At 55.5% G+C, this 15,800-nt stretch carries 14 protein-coding genes and 1 pseudogene; 9 read left to right on the top strand and 6 right to left on the bottom strand.

What is annotated here, in order from left to right; all coding sequences use genetic code 11:
- Nucleotides 1–4: 4 nt before the first annotated feature.
- Together ACM6IO_RS10610 and ACM6IO_RS10605 are read right to left on the bottom strand one after the other, a co-directional pair.
- Complete coding sequence (locus ACM6IO_RS10610; protein ID WP_207286402.1) at nt 5–634, bottom strand: hypothetical protein; 630 nt, start codon at nt 632–634, stop codon at nt 5–7.
- Nucleotides 635–842: 208 nt separating this feature from the next.
- Complete coding sequence (locus tag ACM6IO_RS10605) at nt 843–1,274, bottom strand: nuclear transport factor 2 family protein (RefSeq protein WP_008032405.1); 432 nt, start codon at nt 1,272–1,274, stop codon at nt 843–845.
- Nucleotides 1,275–1,506: 232 nt separating this feature from the next.
- Between ACM6IO_RS10605 and ACM6IO_RS10600 the strand changes: the two are divergent.
- Nucleotides 1,507–1,728, top strand: a pseudogene (locus ACM6IO_RS10600) (hypothetical protein); the annotation flags it as partial.
- A 355-nt stretch (nt 1,729–2,083) separates the two neighbouring features.
- Here ACM6IO_RS10600 and ilvD read toward each other — a convergent pair.
- Nucleotides 2,084–3,766 (bottom strand): dihydroxy-acid dehydratase, encoded by a 1,683-nt coding sequence (gene ilvD / locus ACM6IO_RS10595; protein ID WP_414911429.1) that lies wholly within the window; start codon nt 3,764–3,766, stop codon nt 2,084–2,086.
- Nucleotides 3,767–4,151: 385 nt separating this feature from the next.
- On the opposite strand from ilvD, the gene mqo reads away from it, so the two are divergent.
- The 3 genes from mqo to ACM6IO_RS10580 all read left to right on the top strand — a co-directional run bounded on the left by mqo (nt 4,152) and on the right by ACM6IO_RS10580 (nt 8,374).
- Nucleotides 4,152–5,798, top strand: a complete 1,647-nt coding sequence (gene mqo / locus ACM6IO_RS10590) for a malate dehydrogenase (quinone) (protein WP_414911428.1) — start codon at nt 4,152–4,154, stop codon at nt 5,796–5,798.
- Between the two features lie 169 nt (nt 5,799–5,967).
- Nucleotides 5,968–6,783, top strand: a complete 816-nt coding sequence (gene dapF / locus ACM6IO_RS10585) for a diaminopimelate epimerase (RefSeq protein ID WP_414911427.1) — start codon at nt 5,968–5,970, stop codon at nt 6,781–6,783.
- A gap of 427 nt (nt 6,784–7,210) precedes the next feature.
- Complete coding sequence (locus tag ACM6IO_RS10580; protein WP_414911426.1) at nt 7,211–8,374, top strand: hypothetical protein; 1,164 nt, start codon at nt 7,211–7,213, stop codon at nt 8,372–8,374.
- A 150-nt stretch (nt 8,375–8,524) separates the two neighbouring features.
- Here the strand turns inward: ACM6IO_RS10580 and ACM6IO_RS10575 are convergent, their stop codons facing one another.
- Entirely contained in the window at nt 8,525–9,412 is an 888-nt protein-coding gene (locus tag ACM6IO_RS10575; RefSeq protein ID WP_414911425.1) for a hypothetical protein, read from the bottom strand.
- Nucleotides 9,412–11,604 carry an AAA family ATPase gene (locus ACM6IO_RS10570; RefSeq protein ID WP_414911424.1) on the bottom strand — a complete coding sequence of 731 codons (2,193 nt, stop codon included), beginning with the start codon at nt 11,602–11,604 and terminating at the stop codon, nt 9,412–9,414. The genes ACM6IO_RS10575 and ACM6IO_RS10570 overlap by 1 nt, the downstream gene beginning before the upstream one ends.
- A 416-nt stretch (nt 11,605–12,020) precedes the next feature.
- On the opposite strand from ACM6IO_RS10570, the gene ACM6IO_RS10565 reads away from it, so the two are divergent.
- The 5 genes from ACM6IO_RS10565 to msrA all read left to right on the top strand — a co-directional run bounded on the left by ACM6IO_RS10565 (nt 12,021) and on the right by msrA (nt 14,251).
- A complete protein-coding gene (locus ACM6IO_RS10565; RefSeq protein ID WP_414911423.1) occupies nt 12,021–12,215 on the top strand; it encodes a hypothetical protein in 195 nt (64 codons plus the stop codon).
- A complete protein-coding gene (locus tag ACM6IO_RS10560) occupies nt 12,212–12,538 on the top strand; it encodes a low molecular weight protein tyrosine phosphatase family protein (protein ID WP_008024165.1) in 327 nt (108 codons plus the stop codon). The genes ACM6IO_RS10565 and ACM6IO_RS10560 overlap by 4 nt, the downstream gene beginning before the upstream one ends.
- A gap of 242 nt (nt 12,539–12,780) precedes the next feature.
- On the top strand, nt 12,781–13,071 hold the full coding sequence (locus ACM6IO_RS10555; RefSeq protein ID WP_008024162.1) for a DUF6124 family protein: 291 nt from the start codon (nt 12,781–12,783) through the stop codon (nt 13,069–13,071).
- Between the two features lie 193 nt (nt 13,072–13,264).
- The gene (locus ACM6IO_RS10550; protein WP_223437902.1) at nt 13,265–13,630 is read left to right on the top strand and encodes a hypothetical protein; all 366 of its coding nucleotides are present in this window, start codon (nt 13,265–13,267) and stop codon (nt 13,628–13,630) included.
- Between the two features lie 114 nt (nt 13,631–13,744).
- Nucleotides 13,745–14,251 (top strand): peptide-methionine (S)-S-oxide reductase MsrA, encoded by a 507-nt coding sequence (gene msrA, locus ACM6IO_RS10545; RefSeq protein ID WP_414911422.1) that lies wholly within the window; start codon nt 13,745–13,747, stop codon nt 14,249–14,251.
- A 56-nt stretch (nt 14,252–14,307) separates the two neighbouring features.
- Here msrA and ACM6IO_RS10540 read toward each other — a convergent pair whose 3' ends face one another.
- Entirely contained in the window at nt 14,308–15,747 is a 1,440-nt protein-coding gene (locus ACM6IO_RS10540; RefSeq protein ID WP_414911421.1) for a DHA2 family efflux MFS transporter permease subunit, read from the bottom strand.
- Between the last annotated feature and the right edge of the window lie 53 nt (nt 15,748–15,800).

The raw sequence follows: 15,800 nt of genomic DNA, 5'->3' as shown, positions 1-15,800 counted from the left end.
GACGTCAGAACTTGTCCGGGAACTGCTTGACCAGTGCTGCCGTCAGCGCATCGGCCAACGCCAGGATATGGCCGCGCATCATGTGCCAGGTCCGCGCTTCGCCCGCGTAATCGTGTGCGGCGAGTTCATCGATCTGCGCGACATGATGGCCCCCGTGAGCACCGAGCATGGCAACCAGCGTGGCTTCAGGCAAGTTGGGGTTGGCTTTGGCCAGGAACGCGGCAATCGCCTTGGCATTGCTGGTCAGGTCCGCGACTGCGGCTTGCTTGCCTTTGCCGTCTTTGGCGACCGTTGCATCGCTGTAGTGCTTCACCGCGCCCCAGTGGCCGGCCAGCAATTTGAGCAACTGATCGGCAGCGGGCTGACCGTAGAGCGGGGCGATGCTATTGGCGATTTTGGTTGCGTTGTCGACCACCTGATCAGCGGCGACTTTGGCTTGCTGCTTGTCGGCAGCCTGATTGGCGATGGCGTAATTTCTGATCCAGAACACATGTTCGACCCACAGGTCGCGCAAGGCCAGGCGCGTGGTCAATGCAACGCTGTCAGGCGCAGCCGTTGAGGCGGGCGGCGTCTGACTCCAGACCGGTTGAGCACAGAACGCCAACAACATTAAAGCCAGGATCTTGATATTCATGACGGCACCCTCGGAAAGTGGGATTGTTCGACAATATCAATTTAAGCATAAAAATATGTTTTTATCGGGCCGACGCCCCGCGCACAGATCAACGGTCATTGCAGGAGCGAGCCCGCTCGCGATGAACGTCAACGATGACGCAGTTTGCCTGAATCAACGCGGCGCTTATGGGGCCATCGCGAGCGGGCTCGCTCCTACACAACCCAAATCAGAACTTGAACGCCTGACGCCCGACCAGCAGCCAGTGGCCTTTCTGCTTCTGCCAGATCTGGAAGTTCTCGATTTCGGTCGGAATCACTTCAGTGCCTTTCAGCGCCTGTGCCGAGAAATGGTTGCGAACCAACGCCACGTCACCGGACAGGGTGATGGTCTGGTTTTGCATTTCGAGGGTCTTGAAAGCGCTTCGACCGGTTTCGATGTCGGCGATGTATTCCTGCTTGTTCTGGATTTTCCCGCTGGAATGCCCGTAGGTCAGGTTTTCGGCGGTCAGAGCGTTCAGTTCGGAAATATTCTTTTTCAGCATGGCCTGGGTCAGGTGGTCGACAGCCTGGGCCACGTCTTTTTCAGCGGCGGACGGGGCGGCCGCGACATAGCCACTGAACAGGCACAGAAATCCAACCAGCAATTTCGCTTTTTTCATGGGTATTTCCTTGTTGTTGTGGGTGATCGAGTGATGAGCATAAAGATCATTCATCAGTCGTCGTACAACCTAGCATGCACTGAGGAAAAAACGAACATGGCCAGGGGGAATTACCGCATGTCGTAAAAACCGCACGAACGCAAATAGCCCTTCAATTGCGCTGTGACGCAGTCGATAACCTGTTCAAAAGCCATGCGCGAATGGCCGCACCCACTGACAGGAGACCCACAGAGTGTCGATAAATTTACTATTGCTCTTGCTGATCGGCACCGGCCTGCTGACGGCCGTGATCATGAGCCTGGTCAGTTACCTGGGAAATTCGCAAATGGCGACCGCAGTGAATGACAACGAGGTCAGCATGACCGCGCTGCGCAATCACCTCGAAGCCGACATGCTGCATGACGCGTTACGCGCGGATGTACTGTCAGCGCTGGCGGGGAAATTGTCGCAGTCGGTGGACCGGTTTCGCCTCTGAAAATAAACACGCCCCTGTAGGAGCCGGCTTGCTGGCGATAGGAGCAACGCGGTTTAACGGGATACCGCGTTGTTAGCATCGCCAGCAAGCCGGCTCCTACAAATATTTGTCGGTGACGGCACCCTCGACGACGGATGACCTGTCGGCGATGGGGGGGAATTGTCGCAGTCGGTGGATCGGTTTCGGCTGTGATATCCATTCAACATTGATGTTGCCAGGCCGGACCCCATCGCGAGCAGGCTCGCTCCCACATTGATTGCGTCAACGCGAAGATCAACTGTGGGAGCGAGCCTGCTCGCGATGGCAATCGCTCAAACGATACAGAATCAAAGCATTAAAGGTATTTATCGGTGACGGCACCCTCGGAGGCGCTGGACACCGTCTTCGCATACTTCGCCAACACCCCGCGTTTGTACCTGGATTCCGGCCGCACCCAGCGGGTTTTGCGCTCGGCCAGTTCGGCATCGGAAACGCCGACCGTGATCTGCCGGGTTTCGGCATCGATGGTGATTTTGTCGCCGTCTTCGATCAACGCAATCGGCCCGCCATCAAACGCTTCCGGCGTGATATGACCCACCACAAAACCATGGGAACCCCCTGAAAAGCGGCCATCGGTAATCAACGCAACATCCTTGCCCAACCCCTTGCCCATGACCGCCGACGTCGGCGAGAGCATTTCGCGCATGCCCGGGCCACCCTTGGGCCCTTCGTAGCGAATCACGATCACATCGCCCGCTTTCACTTCGCCATTGAGAATCCCGGCCAGCGCACCTTCTTCGCCATGGTAGACCCGCGCCGTGCCTTCAAAGCGCAAACCTTCCTTGCCCGTGATCTTGGCCACCGCGCCGGTGGGCGAAAGGTTGCCGCGCAGCACCACCAGGTGCGAGTCCTTTTTCACCGGCTGGTCGAAGGGCAGAATCACGTCCTGGCCTTCCGGATAATCCGCCACGTTTTCGAGGTTTTCCGCGAGGGTCTTGCCGGTCACCGTCATCGCATCGCCATGCAACATGCCGGCCGCGAGCATGCGCTTCATCAGCGGTTGAATGCCGCCGATGGCCACCAGTTCGCTCATCATGTATTTGCCGCTGGGGCGCAGGTCGGCCACCACCGGCGAGACCTTGCCCAGCTCGACGAAATCATCCAGCGTCAACTCGACGTCCACCGCATGCGCCATGGCCAACAGATGCAGCACCGCATTGGTCGAGCCGGCGAGGGCGATGACCACGCGGATCGCATTTTCAAAGGCTTTGCGGGTCATGATGTCCCGCGGTTTGAGGTCCAGCTTCAACAACTCCATGACCTGCTGGCCGGCGCGGAAACTGTCCGAGGCCTTGTCGCTGCCGACAGCGTCCTGAGAGCTGGAACCGGGCAGGCTCATGCCCAGCGCTTCAATGGCCGAGGCCATGGTGTTGGCCGTGTACATTCCGCCGCAGGAACCGGGGCCGGGAATCGCCACTTCCTCGATCTGCTTGACCTGGATTTCGTTGATGTCGCCACGCGCATTCTGGCCCACGGCTTCGAACACGGAAATGATGTCAGTGTGGCCGGCGCCGGGCCGAATCGTCCCGCCATAGACGAAGATGGAAGGGCGGTTCAGCCGCGCCATGCCGATCAGGCAGCCCGGCATGTTCTTGTCGCAACCGCCCACAGTCACCAAGCCGTCGAAGCCTTCGCAACCGGCCACGACTTCGATGGAATCGGCAATCACCTCGCGTGACACCAGCGAATACTTCATGCCTTCCGTGCCGTTGGCGATGCCGTCGGAAATGGTGATGGTGTTGAAAATGACGCCCTTGGCCCCGGCGGCATTCGCGCCTTTCTCGGCCTCGATCGCCAGTTTGTCGATGTGCATGTTGCACGGCGTGACCATCGCCCACGTCGAGGCGATGCCGATCTGCGGTTTCTTGAAGTCCTCGTCGGTGAACCCCACGGCCCGCAGCATCGAGCGACCGGGCGCACGCTCCACGCCATCGACCACTTGAGAGGAATATTTGCGCAGATTGTTTTTATCGCTCATGACTGCTCCTCACCGGCTCATCGAAAAAACAGGTTGAGTATAGTGGCCCCGGCGCGCGTGTTCGGACTATCAGGTCGGGAACAGACGCGCGGGTTTGCTCCGGCGTGATATTCTTCACCTCAACTTGGTTTGACCTATTCAGTTTGCGTGTTCTCGAGACGCGCCAACAGAATCACTGTCGCTCAAGTAGCTGAAGCCAATAAAGATAAAAAGTCAGTTCAGTAGGGACATATAAACTGAGGTCGATGGATCACGTCGGCCTTGTGTGCCCACCCTCCGGATCTCATGTGCGAGCCCCCACGACATTTGCCTGAATGCCGTGTGAAACAAGGGTTTCGTCGTGAGGATGGAAGGGCGGATGACGTTTTATCAAAGGTGCTACAAGATGTTTAAGAAAATGAACACGGCCCTGCTGGGGCTGGCTTTGTCGATGGGGATCACGTCCGCTCACGGGTCAGAGGCAAAGAAAGTCGATGTGCTGCTGATCGGCGGCGGCATCATGAGCGCGACCCTGGGTGTATGGCTCAATGAGCTGGAACCTGGCACCTCGATGGAAATGATCGAGCGCCTCGACGGCGTCGCCCTGGAAAGCTCCAACGGCTGGAACAACGCCGGTACCGGTCACTCCGCCCTGGCCGAGTTGAACTACACCCCGGAAGACGACAAGGGCAATGTCTCGATCCCGAAAGCCGTTGAAATCAACGAAGCGTTCCAGATCTCCCGTCAGTTCTGGGCCTGGCAGGTTCAGCAAGGCGTGCTGAAAAACCCGCGTTCGTTCATCAACTCCACACCGCACATGAGCTTTGTGTGGGGCGATGACAACATCAAGTTCCTGAAAAAGCGCTACGAAGCCCTGCAAGCGAGCCCGCTGTTCGCCGGCATGCAGTACTCGGAAGACCCGGCGCAGATCGCCAAGTGGGTTCCGCTGATGATGGAAGGGCGTGACCCGAACCAGAAAATCGCGGCCACCTGGTCCCCGATCGGCACCGACGTGAACTTCGGCGAAATCACCCGCCAGTTCGTTGCGCACCTGCAAACCACCCCGAAGTTCGACTTGAAACTGTCTAGCGAAGTGCAAGACATCACCAAGAACGAAGACGGCACCTGGCGCGTCAGCTACAAAAACCTGAAAGACGGCAGCAAAACCGAAACCGACGCCAAGTTCGTGTTCATCGGCGCGGGCGGCGGTGCCCTGCACCTGCTGCAGAAGTCCGGCATTCCTGAAGCCAAGGAATACGCAGGCTTCCCGGTCGGCGGCTCGTTCCTCGTCACCGAAAACCCGACCATCGCCGAGCAACACCTGGCCAAGGCCTACGGCAAAGCTTCCGTTGGCGCACCGCCAATGTCGGTTCCGCACCTGGACACCCGTGTCCTGGACGGCAAGCGCGTGATCCTGTTTGGCCCATTCGCGACCTTCAGCACCAAGTTCCTCAAAGAAGGCTCGTACCTGGACCTGCTGACCACCACCACCACGCACAACGTGTGGCCAATGACCAAGGTCGGCATCAAGGAATACCCGCTGGTCGAGTACCTTGCCGGTCAACTGATGCTGTCTGACGAAGACCGCCTCAACGCCCTGAAAGAATACTTCCCGAACGCCAAGGCTGAAGACTGGCGCCTGTGGCAAGCCGGCCAGCGCGTGCAAATCATCAAGCGTGATGAAGCCGCCGGTGGCGTGCTGAAACTGGGCACCGAAATCGTTGCTTCCGCTGACGGCACCATCGCCGGTCTGTTGGGCGCATCGCCAGGTGCTTCGACCGCTGCGCCGATCATGCTGACCGTGCTGCAGAAAGTGTTCAAGGACAAGGTCGCTTCGCCAGCCTGGCAGGAAAAACTGCACCAGATCGTGCCGAGCTACGGCACTCAGCTGAACGGCAGTCCTGAGAAGGTTGCACAAGAGTGGGCTTACACCGCCAAGGTCCTGCAACTGACCCCGCCACCGGCGATCGGTCAAGTAGCGGCCCCGGCAGCTGCCCCGGCTGAAGCGCCAAAAGCGCCGAAGGCAAACGCTGCTACTGATATGGCTCTGTAACTAGAAGCCCAGTCAAAAAGCCCACTGAGCCGGTGACGGTCAGTGGGCTTTTTTGTGCCTGGAATTCGGGGCTGGCGGGTAGCTTTCGCTTACCCTCACACAACTTGCAAAAGCACTGCGAATGGGGCTAGATCGCCTGCAAACGGCCATTCACCACAGGGATCTGTCTATGCCGCTGAGTTTCCATAAAATGCACGCCAATGGCGACGACTTCGTGGTCGTGGACGCGCGAAACTCGGCCAATCCAGTGACAAGCGCCCTGGCTCGGCGAATGGGAGATCGCCACCGCGGCATCGGCTTCAATCAGCTCGCAGTGATGCTCGATTGCGAGGACGCCGATGCGCGGTTGATGTTCTGGAATACCGATGGCTCCACGCTGGATGTGTGCGGCAGCGCAACGCGGGGGGCTGCGGACAGGCTGATGCGCGAATCGAATTCGACGTCGATAACGCTTCGGACCAACCGGGGGTTGCTCACTTGCCAACGAACCTCCAACGGCAACATTTCCGTCAGCATGGGGCCGCCGATGTTCGGCTGGTCGGATGTTCCCCTGGCTCATGAAATGGATACGTTGGTTCTGCCCCTTGATGGCGGCCCGGCGGCGTGCAGCATGGGCAATCCGCATTGCACCTTTTTTGTGGATGACCTGACGGCGATTGATATTGCGGCCATCGGACCGACCCTTGAAACCCACCCGCTGTTTCCTCTCAGGACGAACGTGCACTTCGTTCAGGTCATTGACCGCAAGCATATTCGACTGCGCATCTGGGAACGTTGGGGCGGGATTCCGCTGGGTTCAGGTTCGTGCTCTTGTGGTGCTGCGGTTAACGGGATTCGTCGGGGGTTGTTGGACGATACCGTTGAGGTTGAATGTGATGGCGGGGCTGTTACGGTTCAATGGGATGGGGTGGGGCCGGTGTTTCTTATTGGGCCGGTGGAGGCAGTTTTTTCAGGGACTATTGCGGATAGTTTGTTAAAAGATTGATTGCTGCTTTGTCGTGAAAAGCGGAGGAGCCCCCGTTGGGCTTCGAAGCAGGCCTGAGTAGACCCATTCACTGCCCTTCGCGAAAGGCAGCAATCGGCCAATTGCAGCCGTTCGAGAGTTGCCCGAAGCGACCTTAAACACTCGGTCAGTAGGTGCGTGGCGCTAGCCGATCCATAGTCTCATGCTCGCTTCAAATCTGACGAAGCACGACCACTGACTACCCCATTGATCACCCGCCCTGTCAAAGGAACTGCGGCATACCCTTCACAATTTCCCTTTACACGGCAACCCGGCTTGAAATAGCCTGAAAAGGTGCCCGTCGAGGCATAAAAATGGGTGTTTGAGTCAACCGGACTCAGCGCTGGCACAACCTGTGCCCTGACCAGGCGGGAACCTGGATATGACTCATCATCGGTATGGAGTCCTTATGACACAATCCGCTCTAATCGCGGTAGCGTTTGCTCGTGCGCAATCATTTCTTACCAAAATAAGCAAACGACATGAAGGCATCTGGCAGCAGATTGACGGTGTCCGCCAGCTCGCTCATGAGCATGAGACCAAGTGGGACCGGCGTTGCTTCATCCCCACCAAATTTTTGAATCACGAATTTCAAGACCCCTTCCCTACGCGCGGTCGCTACAGCCGACCAGGCAAACTGGAACAGAGAAAGCGTTTACGTGACATCGATGTCATTGCCGGCCTAGCCTCTTGGCGCCTCACGAAAGGGATATTCGTGATGAGCGATGAGGACGTTACGGACGCCCGTGAGACCGGTATACCAAACGATCCCGATCCCAAAATGTTCCTTCACCTTCCTCAACCATGTATCTACGTGCCTACACCGGGCTTTTCATGGCTGGGAGATCCCTTGTCCGGTTTCTTTGCCTATCTCGACGACCATCTCGATGAAGAGTTGGGACTGATTATACTGATGGACCGTGACGAGCCGGTTTTTCATTCGCTGACCGATGTCGTCCATGTGCGGATCGAATACCAGATTCACAAGGTGCGCGAACCCATGAACTCACGTGCCGACATCATTCGAAACTGGAAGAAGGGCGCGTCTGGGTGGGGAATGGACAACGATGATCGAAACTTCTTCCAGGCAACGGTTCTAGGGGATTACTGGAAGCGCGCACCACTTCCAAATGAGAGCCCAAAACACCCTGAGGAACTCCTCGAAATCCTGAAAAGCACCCTGGAGGAAGATATCCTTCCCATCGCGGGGTTGCTTTATAGGCTTTGTGCCATAACAGCTGAGGTACCCCCTGCAAGTAGGCCTTCTACTCCAAAGCCCAAGCGGACCCCATCTGGATTCCAGATGATTCCTGCACAGGAAATCACCGCCTGGGATGTTGAAACTCGAACCCGCCAACTTCGCAAACGCCCCACCTCATCTGAAGTCGGTGACGAAAATCAGGGCGGCGGCACTGGCCAATCCAAGCGCACACATGCCCGAAATGCTCACCTTCGGAAGCTCTCCAACGGGAAGCAGGTGCAGATCCCATCGACCGTTGTAAACGCTGCAGCAACATCGCCGGACGATAGGCCCATAACAGCTGTCATTGTGCCTCCTCTTAATCATAGCTGACTCTGCTCTGCAAAAAATGCCAGTACTCGTCACGAGTACTGGCATTACTTGGCCGGTTGCTGCCCTTCGCGACAGGCAACTATCGGCCAATAGCTGCCACACAGATTCATCTAGGAAACCAGGGGCAATTCAATTATTGCCCATATTAATTTAATTAGCGGCCACCCATTGATCCAAAAAACGCACGCAGTCCTGAACGGATTTGGATTTAGCCAGGTTTTCTGAAGTAAGCATATTTGTTTGATCCAAAATGACACTTAGGCTGCCGCCTGGCTTTTCGCGCTGCCCTTCGACGCATAACGCCGCCTTTAATCGCTTTGCAGCGAGGGCACAAACCTGATCAGGTTTTGCTTGCTTTGCAGGGGCCCAGGAAAAGCGCTGATCCAAAAATTCGAATGTTCTCAGTATCGTTTCACTTTCCGACAAGCACTCAAGAGTCAAATCTTCCAATGTCCCTATATCTTGTGACCACTGCCTCCATATATAAGCTGAGACTTCGCCGTTTGTTGTGGACTGTGTAACAGCACGCGTTTCGCCGAACGGGGCCCATTCGACTTTAAGCCATTCTTTATCGCCGATTATAGCCAAGTCTTTTTGGATTTGATCAAGAGCTAGTTTCGAGCCTATCGCGTCAGCATCCGCGAACACGGCATAGCGTACCTTCGCGCTAGCACCATTCGTATCAGGTCCCCCAAAACTTGACTGGACCGCCAAAAGTTCAAATACATCTGAAAGGAATGGGCCGATTGATTCGCTTCGCCGTGATGCCCCCCCAGAATTGAAAATCATCACCAATGTTTCGCCTTTCGTCAGCAGGAAATCTGGAAGAAAGAATTTCTTGGCGAGGTCTAATCTTAGATCCTCAGCAGAACGAGTGAGCATGCTCTGGCGAAAAATATTTGAGAATGGGTAAGGGATCTCTGAAATTTTCAGTTGCCTTCTTTCAAAGCCAATAACCCGCCTCAATAAAAGAGCTAGGAATGCCGCGTCATGGGGCCCTTCACAGAACAATAGGTGAATGTTCGAGAAGCTCGACATCAATTCGCTCCTCGCAAGTCTACATCTCCGATGTCCAGTAGGCGCTTGAATTGGGGACCACTGAAATCACGAGTCCGAATACCGTCTTCCGTATTCACAACAGCATGACAAGATAAATCATCTTTTGTTGCTATCTCCATTACGAATGCATCAATGCACTCCTTGCTATGGCTGCTGATGAAAACTTGCACATTAAATTTGAGTGCCATCTGATGAATAAATCGCGAAAATGGGCCTATCAAGCTGTAATGCAAGGCGTTTTCAAACTCATCTATCAGAACCACTCCGTGCTGCGCCGAAGCAAATAGTAACGAAAGTAGGAACATTCTTTGTAGGCCTTCGCCATAAGAGGACAAATCCACCCCAGCAGGGAATTTGCTATCAATCACCACAAACCGCTGTCTCTCATCCGTCAGTCGAATATCTTCTAACGTTGGAAGCATATGGATCCGCAAGAATTCAAATATTTCGGGCAGGGCCTTAGACTGAACACTCTTGTGATAAAAACCTGAATAGCGATGCGGCTCATTGAAAAAGAATGGGCTGCTAAATACAATAGGGCATAGTATACGAAGACTGTCAGCATGAGTCTCTCGATCTTGCCCCTTATAGATCCGATTGATTGAGTTAAGTTGATTGCTACCGAAGGCAGAATTAATCTCCACAGATCCAAGATAACGGGTTCTGTCAAGAGTCGAATCTTCTTCCTGGCGAAGCTGAATTTCTACATTCGTTGCCAGATCGTCGAATATCCCTTCGATAAATAGTTGAGTCTGACCCAATTGTTCGAGCATCCATTCAGGATCCAGTTGATCCGTAGCCACCTTTCCGCGGCGGCGCATTATTTCTATAAGTCCATCGAAATCATTTTGCCTTGTTAATAGGTAGATTGCTTCCAGTAAAGATGTCTTTCCGGAGTTGTTGATGCCCGCAATCAAATTAATTCGTGTGAGGCCGGTCATGTGTAGGCCCGCCATACTTCGATAGCATTTCACATGAATTTGAGTGAAGTGGGTATCCACCCGGTCACGGAATACTGCTTTCTGTTCAACGCCACTAAGGCCGATGGTTCTTGCACGATCGATAATGGTTTGTAAACGACCGCGTATACCTTCAAGTTCGGGCAGGTTCTCTGGGCGTATAGTTAACTGACTCAAGGACTTAATGTCAGCTACAACAGAGTTGATAGTGGATTCTTGTCGCTCCCGAAAGACCAAGTCGCTGCTTCGGTATGCACCATTCAGATCGCGGGTTTTCTTAAGATGCTCAAGTGCACGCTCATCCGAAACAACCTTGCCTAGCGTATCGATGTCGTCGCGCTTGGTGATCGCCGGGTCCAAATATTTGTCTCCGTAACCGATCGAACCATCCTCTTCCGGTTCATCCATAGGTTCGCGTGACAGTAGTGAGAAGAAGAAGTCTCGGTTGGCCGTATTGTGACTTTTCCGGTCAAAGTCATCCCATTGCAGCCAATCCTTCAAGGCAGCATTGCGTACTGCATGACGAAAAATGGGGAACATAGCCTCAGTAAACTGATCCCCATAATCGGAGGCCTGGTATTCAGCCACCATTGATAGGGCGCGTAGACCACGGCGTAATTCGACTGTACTAATACCGATGCGACTGCGTATCTCTCCCTCTGTTAGTCCGTGGGTGCTATGCAACGTCTCTAGCAACTTGGCCTGATTCCACTCCCCCCATTTTTTGTTGCCGCTAATATGCTTGAGCGCCATCAGCGTCAAATGGTGGACCTCATCGGCATCGGAGTACAGAACAACCGGAATCTGGCTAAAAAAATCTGGATCTAGTTCCCCTAGGTCGATCCCTTTGGTTTCATACTCCAGTTGCAGAAACTTGAGTGCGGCTATACGCCGATTGCCTTCGATTACTAGATAGCCAGAGCTCGGCAACTCCCGAACTTGGATTTGATCAACTGGTAAGTAACCGTTGGCTTTAAAGCTTTCGATCAAATCTTGGATGTTCTGGTTCCGATCTCCAGTTAGCAAACGCATTGTGCGTTGGGCCACAGTGCGATCCTTTACTTGATCGTCCGGTACCGCTTTCTGGTCTGGCTCGTGAATGATGCGGAAATTGTTCGGGTCGAGGTAAAGGTTGCGTAGGCTGACACGACGCATACTCGCTGTGGCTTTGGAGCTTGCCGGCTCCTGATCAGGAGGTGTCGAGTTGGACATTTTCAGTTTCCTTGAGTGTCATTTCTACAAAGCGCGCCATCTTCAAATAGGCACACGTCCTACCCACGACGCTAGTAGCGACATTTTTCCAGCCATCAATCTAAGGGGTAGTCCTATCCAATTGTCATAATCGCATCGCTTCATGGATATATCTACTACTGCTCCCCACGCTGAAGGGAACGTAACCTTTGGTCTGCGAGGTAATGTCGAGCGTCCGCTTCTGGCCGTTAGCTGCCCTCCGCGAAGGGCTGCTATGGGTCGGTTGCCGTCCTTCGCGACAGGCAAAATTCGGCCAGAAGCGGGCGCTGCTGGTATCGGGCACTCAACAACGTAGCCACTGCCCCCGATTCACGCTTACCATACTCCCGACTCGTATTACCGCGGCTGCTGAACCCGGTACTCACGAGGAAATGACCATGGAAAGAACCCGCGCGTGGAGACGCACACAGGCCCGTAAACACGGCAATGACAAAGCGGTTGATCCGCTGAAGTTCAAGCCGGAAAAGAACTGGAAGCTGATGTACACCCGTGCCGACAAGCTTGTCAGGGCACGGCAACTCGGCATGAGCTATCCCATCCGCACCACCCGCCAACTGTTGGATCAAGCGTGACAAACCTTCTGTTCGTCTGCAGTCGTAACCAATGGCGTAGTCCCACGGCGGAAGCGATCTGGCACCGCCGCCCCGGCTTCAATGCCCGCTCGGCGGGCACAAGTCCGAACGCACGCAAACCCATCGGCCAAGCGGATATTCGCTGGGCCGATGTCATCTTCGTCATGGAACGCAAACACCTGAATCGCCTGCAAGCCGAGTACGCCCGCCTGCTTGAACACAAGCGGATTTACACTCTGGATATTCCCGACGACTTTCGCTACATGGATCCTGAGCTGGTGGACATGCTCGAAGACGCAGTGAAGCCCTATCTCACGACCTAGGCTTTGTGCGCAAACTTCAGAGGAAAAGGGGATAGATTTACTTATTCGCGCTCACAGAAAGTTTGCTTCGGCCGAAATCAACCCCCTACAGATTCGGCGCCTAACTCCATCGAAATTTCCTACAACCTAATAGGCTTGCACCTAGGAAGCGACCTTACTAACCTTCCTCTGCCGCTGCCAATACAGCGACCGGGTGTGGTAGCCCGACTTTCTCATAGGAGCCCAGTTCATTGGAGTTCCAAATGCTCGACGAAAACGTTAACCCCTCCGAAACTTCTGAATCCCCACCCCGCAAACCCGCCGAGGCCGAGCGCCGGCCAAACCCGATCTTCGCCGTCGTCCCCACCGCAAGCACTGAAACCTTGTTGGTTCACGCCTGCGAAACACTCGCTTCTGCAAGCGTTATGGCCAGTGAGCTGGCGTTCATACTCGAAGGTCCCAAATGCAATTTGGCACTCGGGATTCAGCAAATGATTGCTTTAGCCGAGTTGACGGTGAATCGGGTGCTGGATCAGGTTGACCCGCAGGAGTAGGCGAGGGCGTTGATTTAACGTGATGCGCCAACAGAAGCTCTGCCCCAATTAGTCGGGGCAGGGCTTTTTTGTTTTTGGATTGAAGCCACAGCATCAGAGATAGCCAACCCTGCGCCTTCATCACTCGGAAAAGAATGAGTTAGGATCATCAAAGCCTAAAAACGGAACCTCTCAACCCAAGGATGCGACACTCATGGAAACCCCCTTTTCTCAAATCAGCGAGCGTTTGAACAATCGCCGGTTTACCGTCGCGAATAACGCTCAAGGGTTGTCCGGTGCCGGCACCGTGTTTCACTACCACGTCGAGGGGAATGCCATTTCGAGCACTTACCAGGGCGGACGGATACGCATCGGTCATCAAGTCGGGCGTGTGACAGGCCCCGATACGATTGAGCTGCTTTTTCAGTGTTTGACGGCGGATGGCGAGATGCTTGCCGGCTGGTCTCGTGGCACGGTGGGCGTTGATCACGCAGGGCGTACCACTCTGGCCTTCGTTTGGGGGTGGTTGTCGGGCGCGACGGGCGGTGGGGAGTCGAGCTACGTCGAGCTTACGGCGTAGCGGTTAAGGTTTATGATCATTGCGTCGACACCCGTGCGGCAGTCGCTCCGACTCGTTCAACAGTCCGATCCGTAATCAATAACACGCCACTTTCATTGAGGAGAATGACCGTTCATGACGACGCAAACCGAAACCGCCATCCTGGCCGGTGGTTGCTTCTGGGGTATGCAGGATTTGCTGCGACGTTACCCCGGCGTGCTGTCCACACGGGTGGGTTACTCGGGAGGCGATGTGCCGAACGCGACTTATCGCAACCACGGCAATCACGCAGAAGCCATCGAGATCGTGTTCGATCCGCAACAAATCAGTTATCGCCAGATTCTCGAGTTCTTTTTCCAGATTCATGACCCGACCACCCAAAATCGCCAAGGCAACGATGTCGGCGCGAGCTACCGATCTGCGTTGTTCTACCTCAGCGATGAGCAGAAAGAGGTTGCCGAAGACACCGTGGCCGACGTCGAAGCTTCCGGCCTTTGGCCCGGTAAGGTGGTCACCGAAATCACCCCGGCCGGGCCGTTTTGGGAAGCGGAGCCGGAACACCAGGATTACCTCGAACGGCTTCCCAACGGTTATACCTGCCACTTCATCCGACCCAACTGGAAATTGCCCAAACGCGGGTAATCAAGTACAGGGGCGGCTCGAATGGGCCGTCTCTGTTCAGCCGCTTTGAGGCAGGTTCAAACCCGCTTCAACACACTGTCCCCCGCATCTTTGGGCAACCTGATCACATCAACCAACGCCAACAACCCCAACACCGCCACACCCACAAACGCCACTCGAAAGTCAGCCACCTGCGCCTGCAACTCATGGCCTTGCACCGACATCGACGCTCGCAACAACAACGCCGCAACCGTCACCCCCAACCCCATGGCCAGTTGAAAAAACAGGCTGAACAACGCCGACGCTTCGCTCATCCGCGCTTTGGGCACGTCGGCAAAGCCGATGGAGTTGTAGCAGGTGAATTGCATGGATCGCGACAAGCCGCCGACAAATAGAACGGCGGCAATCACGGCGAAGGGTGTCTGTGGGGTGAAGAAGGCACAGGCGACAATCGAGATCACGCCGATGACGCCATTGACCAGCAGGACTTGGCGAAAGCCATAACGCTGCATGATTGCTGTGGTGAACGGCTTCATCGCCAGGTTGCCGGCGAACACCGCGAGCACCAGCAGGCCGGCGTCGACGGGCGATAAGCCGAAGCCGACCTGGAACAACAGCGGTAGCAAAAACGGCAAGGCGCTGATGGCCAGGCGAAAGAGTGATCCGCCGAAGAGGCTGACCCGGAAGGTGTTGATGGAAACGGTGCCGAGCGGCAAAAGCGGGTGGGTGTGATGTCGGCAGTGGTGCACGGCCCATGCGGCGAGGATCACGCCGGCAATCACTAGCGCGAGTCCTGAGTACATGGCGTTGCCGTGCTGACTGCCCAGCCATTCCAGGCCGCCCAGAAGGGATGCGCAGGCGCCGGCCAGCAGGGCGAAGCCTTTGCCGTCGAATGGGCGCACGTTGTCTTCTCGTCCTTCCGGCACTAGCCACAGTGCGGCAAACAACGCCAACGCACCGAGCGGCAGGTTGACGTAAAAGATCCACGGCCATGAAGCATGGGTGACGATCAGGCCGCCCACGATTGGCCCGAGAATGGGCGCTACCAGGCCGGGCCAGGTAATCACCGCGATCATTTTTACCAGGTCTTTTTTGTCGGTGTTGCGCAGCACGGCCAGGCGTCCCACCGGCACCATCAACGCGCCGCCGATGCCCTGGAGCACGCGGGCGAAAACGAACATTTCGATGTTCTGGCTGAGCCCGCACAGGAGCGAGGCGAGGGTGAAGACGATGATTGCGCCGGTAAACACCTTTCGCGCACCAAAGCGGTCGGCGATCCAGCTGGACAGCGGGATGAAGATCGCCACCGCAAGAATGTAGGCAGTGATGCCGATGTTCATGTCGACCGGCGTAATGCCAAATGCGCTGGCCATGGTGGGCAGCGCGGTGGCGATGACCGTCGCGTCGAGGTTTTCCATGAAAAAGGTCACCGCCACCACCAGCGCGATCAGCCGGGTTTGCAGGCTCAGGCCAGACTCGGCTGTGACACTTGAATCTGGCGTGGCGGGTGACTTCACCGATGTGATCCTTTTTCGAGGCCATTCAAACAAAAAACAACGCCACGAGTTTT

Origin of the sequence: Pseudomonas sp. IT-P44, from assembly GCF_949768225.1 — a bacterium.
In the GTDB taxonomy this organism is placed as follows: Bacteria; Pseudomonadota; Gammaproteobacteria; order Pseudomonadales; family Pseudomonadaceae; genus Aquipseudomonas; species Aquipseudomonas migulae.
This window is presented reverse-complemented; position numbering and strand designations above follow the sequence as displayed.